Annotated in this window: 11 protein-coding genes; 7 read left to right on the top strand and 4 right to left on the bottom strand. The window is 47.2% G+C overall.

What is annotated here, in order from left to right:
* The first annotated feature begins 121 nt into the window (after positions 1-121).
* Positions 122-1948: a TonB-dependent receptor gene (locus JKY90_07785; GenBank protein ID MBL4852162.1), complete on the top strand. Its 1827-nt coding sequence runs from the start codon at positions 122-124 to the stop codon at positions 1946-1948.
* A 31-nt stretch (positions 1949-1979) separates the two neighbouring features.
* Complete coding sequence (locus tag JKY90_07780) at positions 1980-2522, top strand: cob(I)yrinic acid a,c-diamide adenosyltransferase (protein ID MBL4852161.1); 543 nt, start codon at positions 1980-1982, stop codon at positions 2520-2522.
* Between the two features lie 40 nt (positions 2523-2562).
* On the opposite strand, the gene JKY90_07775 is transcribed toward JKY90_07780, so the two are convergent.
* Genes JKY90_07775 through ampD form a run of 3 tightly spaced genes read right to left on the bottom strand, consistent with a single transcriptional unit; the run spans position 2563 to position 4728 of the window.
* Positions 2563-3153 (bottom strand): histidine phosphatase family protein, encoded by a 591-nt coding sequence (locus tag JKY90_07775; protein MBL4852160.1) that lies wholly within the window; start codon positions 3151-3153, stop codon positions 2563-2565.
* A 52-nt stretch (positions 3154-3205) separates the two neighbouring features.
* On the bottom strand, positions 3206-4105 hold the full coding sequence (ampE, locus tag JKY90_07770) for a regulatory signaling modulator protein AmpE (protein MBL4852159.1): 900 nt from the start codon (positions 4103-4105) through the stop codon (positions 3206-3208).
* 56 nt (positions 4106-4161) lie between these two features.
* A complete protein-coding gene (ampD, locus tag JKY90_07765) occupies positions 4162-4728 on the bottom strand; it encodes a 1,6-anhydro-N-acetylmuramyl-L-alanine amidase AmpD (GenBank protein MBL4852158.1) in 567 nt (188 codons plus the stop codon).
* 237 nt (positions 4729-4965) lie between these two features.
* Between ampD and typA the strand changes: the two genes are divergently transcribed.
* From typA to JKY90_07745, 4 genes are all read left to right on the top strand, one after another.
* The gene (gene typA / locus JKY90_07760; protein ID MBL4852157.1) at positions 4966-6795 is read left to right on the top strand and encodes a translational GTPase TypA; all 1830 of its coding nucleotides are present in this window, start codon (positions 4966-4968) and stop codon (positions 6793-6795) included.
* A gap of 531 nt (positions 6796-7326) precedes the next feature.
* Positions 7327-9042 (top strand): vanadium-dependent haloperoxidase, encoded by a 1716-nt coding sequence (locus JKY90_07755; protein ID MBL4852156.1) that lies wholly within the window; start codon positions 7327-7329, stop codon positions 9040-9042.
* A 23-nt stretch (positions 9043-9065) separates the two neighbouring features.
* Positions 9066-9386 (top strand): hypothetical protein, encoded by a 321-nt coding sequence (locus tag JKY90_07750; GenBank protein MBL4852155.1) that lies wholly within the window; start codon positions 9066-9068, stop codon positions 9384-9386.
* A gap of 384 nt (positions 9387-9770) precedes the next feature.
* Entirely contained in the window at positions 9771-9992 is a 222-nt protein-coding gene (locus JKY90_07745) for an integrase (protein ID MBL4852154.1), read from the top strand.
* 268 nt (positions 9993-10260) lie between these two features.
* Here the strand turns inward: JKY90_07745 and JKY90_07740 are convergent, their stop codons facing one another.
* On the bottom strand, positions 10261-10356 hold the full coding sequence (locus JKY90_07740) for a DUF4102 domain-containing protein (protein MBL4852153.1): 96 nt from the start codon (positions 10354-10356) through the stop codon (positions 10261-10263).
* A gap of 45 nt (positions 10357-10401) precedes the next feature.
* Between JKY90_07740 and JKY90_07735 the strand changes: the two genes are divergently transcribed.
* The gene (locus tag JKY90_07735) at positions 10402-10749 is read left to right on the top strand and encodes an IS110 family transposase (GenBank protein MBL4852152.1); all 348 of its coding nucleotides are present in this window, start codon (positions 10402-10404) and stop codon (positions 10747-10749) included.
* Positions 10750-11179 lie beyond the last annotated feature (430 nt).

The following is an 11179-nucleotide window of genomic DNA, read 5'->3' as shown; positions in this document are numbered from 1 at the left end:
CCGAAGTTATTCGTCAGCGACTGTTGCGGAGGGCAACAACAAGCGATAGAGCCACCTCTTTCGTACTTGTTTCCTTCGTGCCTAAACCATGCACGGGTGTGTGCATAAGGAAACAAGAAACATGAACCATCGTCTATTTGTCTCACTCATTACCAGCTTTGCGGTTTTCGCCGCCACACCAATCATTGCAGAAGATAATAACTCTGTGCAACTCGATAAAATCGTTGTTAGTGCCACGCGAACAGAACAATCACTGGGTGACACCATAGCGCCAACCATTGTCATTAGTCGAAAAGACATCGAGCGCAGCCAGGCAATCGATGCGGCTGATTTACTCCGATTCCATGCAGGTATTGATATTGGACGTAATGGTGGGCCAGGGCAAGTGACATCCATATTCATTCGTGGCGCAGAGAGCAATCACACGCTAGTGCTGGTCGATGGTGTCCGCATTAATCCTGGCACAATCGGCGGTGCTGCAATACAAAATATTCACCCGGATTTAATAGAGCGCATCGAAATCATCAAAGGTCCACGTTCAGTACTTTATGGCTCCAATGCCATCGGTGGTGTTATCAATATCATCACGCGACGCGGACAAGGCAGTGGCACCCAAGCTTCTGCTCGCTTCTCTGCAGGCAGCAATAACACAACTCAAGGCAGCGTCGGCATACACCACAGCGAAAAAATATTGCGTCTTGGTCTCGATGTAAATTTACTCAGTAGCGAAGGTTTTCCTACGCGGCAGGAATCTGACATTGACCGCGGACACGACAATCGCTCTGTTAGCGCATACACAGGGATCAATACAAATGCCATCGATATTGAGCTCAGTCATTGGTCATCCAGGGGCAATACTGAGTACCTCGATTTCTTTCTGGCACCACTCGACCAGGACCAAACAAACAGTGTGACAACACTTAAACTTGGCTTCACCGGTAACGATTTTTTTGATTCCACGCTAAAACTTAGCAAAATTAAAGATGATATCGACCAAAACCAGAGCAACGACTTTGTTGAGACAAACAATAATCAGTTGGACTGGCAAAACAACATCACGCTTAGCGACAACCAACTGCTCACCGTAGGGCTTGTGCTGTCTCGCGAAAATAATGAAGCACTTTCCTTTGGTACAGCTTTTGACGAAGATACTGACACTGATGACATCTACATTCAGGATCAAATCACCCTGGGCAATCATCAATTAATACTCGGTGCACGTCATACAGATCATAGTAATTTTGGTGGGGAGCTTACCTGGAGCGCAGAATACGGCGTTCAAATAAGTCCAAAAACCCGACTCAATGCTAGCGCTGGAACAGCATTTCGCGCACCCGATGCAACGGATCGTTTTGGCTTTGGTGGCAACCCCGACCTCAACCCTGAGCGTGCACGCAACATAGAAATTGGACTAAAACACCAGCTTGCCCCCAGGCAAGCTTTTCATATCACCGCTTTTCGTAACAAAATTACAGATCTCATCAACTTCTTCGATCCTGACGGTTTTCTCGGCCCCATTAATGGCGTTAATGTCAATGTCGACGAAGCCACCATTGAAGGCTTGGAGCTTGGCTATCAAGGTGCCTATGGGCTATGGGACTATAATATAGCGGCTATCATTCAAAACCCTCGCAACAATGACACAGGGCGCGTACTGGCGCGCCGTGCCAAACGCAGCCTAACTACGCAAATCAACTATAATATTGACAAACTGCAATTAGGTGGTGATCTCTTGTTAACCAGCCGACGTAATGATTCCGACTTCAGTACCGATGAAAATGCTGGCTATTTGCTCGTCAATACTGCGGCCACTTATCAGCTAACAACGGAGCATGCTATTAGCCTTAAAGTAGAAAACCTGTTCGATAAAGAGTATGAATTAGCTAATAACTTTAATACCCCGGGCAGAAGTCTCTATGTTGAATTTCGCTATTCTCCCGCAAAATAGCAACAATGATTAGGTAGCTTGTCTCAAACAAATGGGTAATCGACTGACCAAAATTTACACCTGTACTGGCGACGATGGCAGTACAGGTCTTGGTGACGGCACACGTGTTGGCAAGGATCATGTACGCGTCGATTGTTACGGGTCGGTAGATGAAACCAATGCTTTGATTGGCGTAGTGTTAACTCACAGCATTCCTGACGATATACAGGAATGCTTAGCAGCAATACAGCATCGCTTGTTTGATCTCGGTGGTGAACTCTGTATTCCTGGCCACACAATACTGACACCGGAGCACGTCAAGCGACTTGAAAACCAAATTGATACGTTTAACGAAGCATTGCCTCCGCTAAAAGAGTTTATTCTCCCTGGCGGCAGCGCCGCTGCGGCACACTGTCATGTCGCGCGTACAGTGTGCCGACGCAGCGAACGTTCGTTAGTCACGCTAAACAAATCAGAGCAGATCAACCCTCACGCGCTACGCTATTTAAACCGTCTATCCGATTTGCTTTTTGTTATTGCGCGGGTATTAACACGATCTGGAGGTGGTGATGAAGTGTATTGGAAAAGAGACTAACCTTTCATAGCAATATCCACAATGAAACCAACTTCAGCTATCAACCTTCGTGAAACAGTAACAAGCTGGGCGAACCTGGCGTAAACTGTAGACGTGTTATCGCGGCATTACTGACTTTAATGCGAAACATATTTTCAATGGGCGAGCCGAGCGCATAGCTGATCGCTGCGCGAATCACGCCAGCGTGTGCAATGACTAAAATATGCTGTCCTGAATAACGGCTCACTATGCTATCAATGACAGCACTGATGCGTTGTTGAAATTGCGTCAATATTTCTGCGCCTTGCGGCCGGTTTGCAACTGGATCATTAAAGAAACGTTGCAAAATATGCGGGTCATCTGCGCGTAGCTGGTCACGCGTCATGCCTTCCCAGACGCCAAAACCAATCTCTTTCAAGCGATCATCTACTACAACAGATAAACCATTAGTTTGTGCCAACTCTTCAGCGAAAGCTCGGCAACGACACAGGGGCGAGGTGATGATTGTTTGCCAGGGAATTTGATCTGGCACGGCATCGCGCATTTGCTGCCAACCCAAGTCACTCAATGGGTCATCAATCTGTCCGCGATAACGACGCCCACCTACTGGTTCGCCGTGACGCATTAAATCAATAGTCGTTGCAACTGTCATGACTAAAAAGTCTTCTCAATCAACATTGCTGTGCTTGTTAATTGAGAACACCCTAGGACCAACCCCACATGGTTAATAACGCGATGATAATCAACCAAATAACTGTCGTACGAAAGCCGAGTCTATATGTGCTGTCGATATGACTATGCCAATCGGCGGGATCATCGACCTCAACGCCGTCGCGACAAGTGCGGAACTGTAATGCACTGATGCCAGTCTCTATTAACAAACGACGGTTACCTGTAATCCAGTCATGCGTCCAACGTGAGGTGTTTTGACGCCAGCATTCGAGCACATCAATAAAGCTGCCAGCAAGCGCATAGGTAATGGCGGTTAGGCGAGCAGGAATCCACGCTAATAACCCATGTAAAATGCGCGCACTTTCGGCTACCGCCTGTAGCGCTTCACCCTCTTTGAATAGGTCATCACGCAGTACCGACGAAAGCCGAAACAAAACTGCGCCTATTGGGCCTAATACAACAAACCAGAAAATGACGCCCAGCAAACGCTCATTGTTTTCTACCAAAATGCCTTCAATCACGGCGCGATGCAGCCCATGCTCATCGTCATCACGTATTTTACTGCGAGCGACTACCGTATCTATATGTTCATAGGCGGCTTTTTCATTGTCCGTATCACATGCGGCAATATATTTCTTTAGCTGGCGTTGCAAATTCATTGGGCCAAAGCTATAGACCAAAATAATCACTGAAAATATCACATAGATCAGGCTGTTCCACTCAGCCAGCCTGGCTTGCAGTAAGCCAACAATTAGCACCGGCAGCAACAAGATCAGTAGCAAACCAATCACACCACCGCCTATGGTAAAAATTTTTGAGTGCTTGAGCGAAAAATCAATTAAACGCTGCAGCCAACGGTATTCTCTAACTTCGTCTATAGAAGGTGCAAAACGCTCAATGAAAAGAGCTAGCAGTATCACAATCAAATTCATAAGCCTCGCGTCCTTTTAGTTAGCTTGGTGTCACTGGCGACTCAACAGACTTATTATTAGCCTTCGAGCGCTGAGCGAAAGTGAGCCCAATCAAACGCCTCACCTGGGTCTGTTTTACGCTGCGCAGCAATATCGCAATGTCCCACGATACGCTCAACGGTAATGGCAGAATAACGCGACTGAATATGGCGTGTCACCCCAGTTAAGGCTTGATACTGTTTAGGCTCGTAAAGGCTGTCATCACAGCCTTCTAGTTCAATGCCAATAGAAAAATCATTACAAGCACTGCGCCCATCAAAACATGATTCACCTGCGTGCCAAGCTCGCTTATCAAACGAGACATACTGGCAAATCCCACCATCGCGGCGAATCAACAAATGTGATGATACGCGTAGCGAAGCTATCTCAGAGAAATAGGGGTGTGCTGCCCCATTGAGTCGATTGCAAAACAGATCATCGATCCAAGGCCCACCGTACTCACCTGGCGGCAAGCTGATATTATGGATCACCAATAAACTCGGCTCAGTTTGAGCTGGGCGCTCGTCATGGTTGGGGCTATTGACGCGAATCGCGCCGCGCAACCAACCATCGTCATCAATAGGAGACATCTCTTGCAAACTCATTATTGCAGCCTATATTACACTCAGGCTATTGATTTATATACCCTAACAGCGTCATGATACCCCATGTTACAAGCCAATAGTGTGCCCTAAGCAATGGGCGAAATGGCACACTACGAAAAAAGACTCTTAGCCTGGATAATTTATGAATTATCCAGACTGGCAGCCTCTGATTAAGTCAGGGGTTCCCTTAGCCGCTAAGCCACGTATAATGCGCCTCATTTTGCTCGGAGAATTCCCTTGATCCAACAGCGACGTAATATCGCCATCGTAGCCCACGTTGACCATGGTAAAACCACCCTGGTTGATTGTTTGCTACAGCAGTCTGGCACCCTTGATGAGCGTAAAGCTGTCACCGAACGCGTGATGGATAGTAATGACCTCGAAAAAGAGCGTGGCATTACCATTCTGTCAAAAAACACGGCGATTGAATGGGGCGATTACAAAATCAACATCGTCGATACTCCTGGCCATGCCGACTTCGGTGGTGAAGTCGAGCGCGTGCTGTCGATGGTGGATGCCGTTGTCTTGCTGGTCGATGCTGTTGATGGCCCTATGCCACAAACGCGCTTTGTCACGCAAAAGGCCTTTGCTCAGGGTTTAAAACCTGTTGTCGTCGTCAACAAAATTGACCGACCTGGCGCGCGCCCTGACTGGGTGGTTGACCAAACCTTTGAGTTGTTTGACCAACTCGGCGCCACTGACGAGCAACTTGATTTCCCCATTGTTTATACCTCTGCGATTGGTGGCTATGCCACACTAGATTCGGATAACATCGACACCAATGGCAATATGGACCCATTGTTCGAGACCATTCGCGACCATGTGGCTGCGCCTGATGTAAATAGTGACGGGCCGTTTCAAATGCAAATTAGCTCGCTCGACTACTCAAGCTATGTTGGTGCCATTGGCATTGGTCGCATTACACGCGGCAGCATTAAAACCAACACCCCTATTGTCGTGGTCAATGCTGCCGGCGAAAAACGTAATGCGCGCATCGCGCAGGTATTAGGCTTTCTTGGCCTGGAGCGCATTGAAACTGATCGCGCCGAAGCTGGCGATATTATCGCCATTACTGGTGTTGAAAATATACGCATCTCCGACACCTTGTGTGACCCAGAAACACCTGAAGCACTGCCTGCGCTAAGCGTTGACGAGCCCACCATTTCAATGAGCTTTCACGTCAACAATTCGCCGTTTGCCGGCCGTGAAGGCAAATACGTAACCAGCCGTCAATTGCATGAACGTTTTGAAAAAGAACTCATTCACAACGTCGCACTGCGGGTTGAAGACACCCCTGACGCTAACGTGTTTTTGGTGTCTGGTCGTGGTGAACTGCACCTGTCCATTCTTATCGAAACCATGCGTCGCGAAGGCTTTGAGTTAGCGATTGGCCGCCCGCAGGTCATCACTAAAGAAATCGATGGCGCAACCCAAGAACCATGGGAACAATTAACCGTCGATGTTGAAGACAATGCCCAAGGTTCTGTCATGGAAAAACTCGGTGAACGTGGCGGCAACCTGCGTAATATGGTGCCCGATGGCACTGGCCGAGTCCGCCTGGAATATGAAATCCCGGCACGTGGTCTGATTGGTTTTCGCACCGAATTTATGACCGCCACTTCGGGTGCGGGTCTGCTCTATCACAGTTTTGATCGTTACGCGCCAGCAAAAACTGGCACCTTGGCACAACGTCAGCGTGGCGTATTAATCTGTAATGGCAACGGTAAAAGCTCAGGCTATTCTCTGTTTACCCTACAAGAACGTGGCCGCCTCTTTATTGGTCATGGCGAAGATTTGTACGAAGGCCAAATTATCGGCATTCATTCGCGTGATAACGACCTTACCGTTAACCCACTCAAAGGCAAGCAGCTCACTAACGTGCGCGCCTCAGGCACCGATGACAACATCGTACTGACCCCACCGATTCGTTTTGACCTCGAACAATCACTCGAGTTTATTGATGACGATGAGTTAGTCGAAGTCACACCAAAATCAATTCGCATCCGCAAAAAATGGCTACTCGAGAACGAACGTAAACGCGCCAGCAGAACGAAAATCGCTTCTTAAACCTAACACCCCCACTATTCAAAGGCACCTATACCTGTATTGGTAGCAAGGGGGTTTATTTCAATCCTAAATATAACAATTTTATAACTTTATTATCGCTTAATGAGTTATCACTAAAAAACTTAAGCTCTCATTTTACATCTAAAACAACATAGACGTACTGTAGCTACCAAGGTACGTGCCATACCAAATAAGCCAACAATACGCTAATAATCAGTATTAATGGCTACATAAGCCGCGAAAACCCCTCTATGTAAAACTAGTTTCCGTCACCTTGAGCATACCTGACAACCTCATAAAATCATCTAGACATCCAATTACATCACAAATATCACATATTTATCACAAATTTATTATAAAATATATATAATCATTTTCTGGCAGCCGCTCGACCAGGCAAACCTAGCCACAGTTTGCCACCGTACATCGCACGCTATTCCAGCACGGGAAGAGCGCAACGTGGTTAAAGCGATGTCAACGATGGCTTCAACACTATGTTGGGTATTTTTTTAGTTATTTTGGAGAATGCTTATGTCTAAACAGAAATCCTTTGGTCAATTCACTGATCACTTAAAGAAAAACGAAGGCAAGATTAAGTCTGCCATTACCGATGGTTTAAAAGGCAGTCGCCGCCAAGCGCTAGCTACCATGGGTGCTATTGGTGCCACAGGTCTTGGCATGATGATCCCAGGTGTCGCCAACGCCATTACGGTTGGCCCATTGTCACCGGTACAACGACGCAATCAAGCTCTTTGGATTCGTAAGACAGCGGCCTTTCGCAACGCGCAGGAAACGTCGCTTTTGTTACAACCAACCAATGGCGATGACGAGCAGTTTACCAACAGAATCGGCAGCTTCACTAAAGGTCTCGCTCACAATGTGTCCGATGGTGCTATAACAAACCCTGGCGATTATGACACCCTGGTGACCGGGCTCAGCAATGCCTCACAATCTGACCTCGACCTAGTGCCTCTCTCCGGCAGCCGCAAGCTGGTCAGCCCGCTTGGTGGCTGGGCCTTTGAAATTGAAGGCGGTGATGGCCCTTCATTCAAGATTCCTGCGCCACCGAAATTCAATAGCCGTGAACAAGCTGCTGAAATGGCCGAAAACTATTGGATGGCCGCACTGATTGATGTCCCCTTCAGCCAATATCGTAACAACGCATTGGCGCAAAAAGCCGCCGATGACCTCACCAGCTTTGGTGCAGATTTTAAAGGCGCCAAAAACAATCAGGGGGTGGTCACGCCACGTTTGTTATTCCGCGGCTTGACACCAGGCGATAGAAGAGGTCACTGGCTATCACAATTTTGGTTTCAACCTACCCCGTTTGGCGCCAACGCAATCGACCTGCGCATTAACACACCGCAAGCGGGTGTTAATTTTGGTACTAGTTGGAATGACTTTATCGACATTCAAAACGGTAACATCCCAACCGCTGCGCCCGCATTTGAAAACAGGTTGTTGTACTTACGCAATGGCCGTGGCATGAGTGAGTGGGTGCATGTTGATGTACTGTATCAGGCCTATTTTATGAGTATGTTATCGCTCGAAGCCATGGGTGCACCCGTTGATGCTGGTAATCCGTACAACAATAGCGTCACACAGGAAGGCTTCTCCACCTTTGGTATCGGCCATATTTCGACCTTGGTTGCCGAAGTCACCACGCGGGCGCTGCATGCTGCCTGGTTCCAAAAGTGGTTTGCTCATCGTCGCCTCCGTCCTGAAGCACAAGCGGGTGCGATTCATGCCAACCTTAATAGAGGCGCAAGCTTTGACATCCACCCTGAAATCGCTAACTCTATCAATGACAGTAACCGTCTCGGCGCTGCGTTAACACCAGGCAATGCTTTGTTACCGCTAGCTTTCGAAGAAGGCTCGCCAATGCATCCTGCCTATACTGCAGGCCATGCCACTGTGGCAGGCGCTTGTACTACCATCCTCAAGGCTTGGTATGATGAATCTTATGTGATTCAAAATCCACTGCGTCCTAGCAATAATGGTAGACGCTTAGTGCCGTTCAATGGTAGAGCCGACTTAACCGTCGGTGGCGAGCTTAACAAAATTGCCTCCAACGTTAGCAACTCCCGCAATATTGCCGGTGTTCATTGGCGTAGTGACTCAACGGCATCGCTTGCTTTAGGTGAAGCCATCGCTATTCAGCTCTTACGCGAACAAACAGCAACCTTCGCTGAAGACTTTAATGGTTTTAGCTTAACTAAGTTTGACGGCACAACGGTCACTGTTTAACTAAGCAATTTGAGGACGAAGTTATGATGTATAAACAAATCCTTAGCGCTTGCGTAATTGTTTTCTCAACACTAGCCTGTGCAAATAGTGATGCGGACAGTGCGGCAAACACCGGGCAAGAGACAAACCAGGTATTACGCAGCAATGCCGATGGTGAACGTATTTTAATAAGGTCTGCTATCGATACTACGGCTTATCGTGAGGTCGAAGTTGGTCAAGCGTGCGGTACAGATGACGAAAATGGTATACAACTAATATGTCACGCTAATGCCAGCTGCATCGGTACGTCAGACGCTGAGGCAGGCATGTGTGTCGCTGGGCCACGGGCAAACAAAACAAACTAGACTTTTTTAGTTTATAGGCATAACTCGAACCGCTATCAACAACTCGGTAGCGGTTTTTTTATGCCTAACAATAATGTGTCACGCTATAAGCCTTTACTACAAAAAATACCCAACGTGGTGCCGGAGATAGGAATTGAATAATGGCCTACAGGCCTTGCAAACAAAGGGTTTGTTAATTTAAACAAAAAAAGATACCCGCAAAAGTACCCGCAAAATCATTTCCTCCAATGATGAATTGTACTGCTGGGCATGAAAACAAAAACCCAAAAGAAGCGCGGTAGACCTGCTGGCTTAAGCTTATATGTCCGTGTTCAAGCGAAGCGGGTGCCGGTACATCCGCTAGCGTCCATTGTTGTTCAGTAACAACGCCTATATACTAAATGAATGACAACGATGATTGCAGAAGTGTACGAGGCTTTGCGTGAAGCTGGTGCCTCAGAAGAAAAGGCTCAAGCGGCCGCTCAAGCTATTGCTAATTATGATAATCGCTTTAATCGTCTTGATGTCAACGTTGAGAATATAAAAGGTGAACAACGCTTGCTTAAATGGATGATTGGCTTCAACTTGGCCTTCACCATGGCTATTCTATGGAAAATATTCACCTGATACGGTCTGTGATGCCGTGCTTCTGCCGCGCATGTTTATTTAAGAATTGAGCATTTCAACAGGCCTATTTTTTTGTTCCGCCAACCTTGATATTGCCATCCCCTCTTTATCGCGACCGAAAAGACCCCTTTATAAGACCGTGAACGCCACATTTTGCCTAACGCCCCCGTACACACCCTTATTGAGATGACACCCTTACGCGTATTGCCCCGCTGCCATTTACTACCCGCTCAAACCGTAAACTGTCGTGGTTAAGTAATATTGTCCACTACAAAACGCCAAGAGATAAGGTTTTATATTTCCCTCTAAGCCTGTAATTAATCCGCCAATATTTATTCCCATTCTTTTTAACCAGCAAATACATGCCGCCTCCATCTGATAACGATTGTGTTGCCGTACAAAGGTCTCAATGTATTCGTACCGCTTGTTTAAAGGAAATTACACTGATAACTTGAATTCATCTATAAAACCAAAGCAGTGGGCAGCCTATACCAGATTAGACCCGCGTGTTGTGGAATCAGGAAAATCAATTTCTAAGAAAAGACGGTTAAGCAAAGCAGGAAATTGTCATTTGCCAAGAGCTTTATATCTGCCTGCTCTGAGTTCCACACAACATGATTTGCGCGTAAGTTCTTATTATCAGCACGTAATCAATGACAATGGCCTGGCAAAGCTACAGGCATTATGTGCCGCTATGCGCAAGTTATTGCACGCAATTCATGGCATATGGCATGTTGAAATCAGAAAAACCATTTGATGGATCCCGCTTTTATGCGCTTCCAGCACCCAGTTAAATCAGGGAAAAATAAAAAATATCTTGCTTGTTACTTGATTTTAAACAGAGTATCTACAGTGCTTGTGCAGCCCTGTAGGGGGAATATGCACAGAGTGCATCTACCGATGTTTAACGCATTCTGTCGCCGCTAACACCGCCACAAAACACGTTATAAAACCCGCCACCCTGCCAACCAAACCCGCGCGCCCATCACCACCACACTGCCCCAAACAGCCGCTAGGCGCGGTTAGTACAGGTATAACCCGCCGCTGTTTGATGCGCTGTTGTCGCCATCATCACCGTTAATACCTGTGGCGTTGCTGTCTTCTCTATCAGCCCCCACCGCCAGCGTGCTGCCATCAGCGCTTAGGCTCAGAGATCTGCCGAAGCGATCAACTGCCTCGCTGTTGCT

It is taken from the genome of Gammaproteobacteria bacterium (assembly GCA_016765075.1).
In the GTDB taxonomy this organism is placed as follows: Bacteria; Pseudomonadota; Gammaproteobacteria.
Note: the sequence above shows the minus strand (reverse complement) of the source record. Positions and strands in the feature narration are given on the sequence as shown.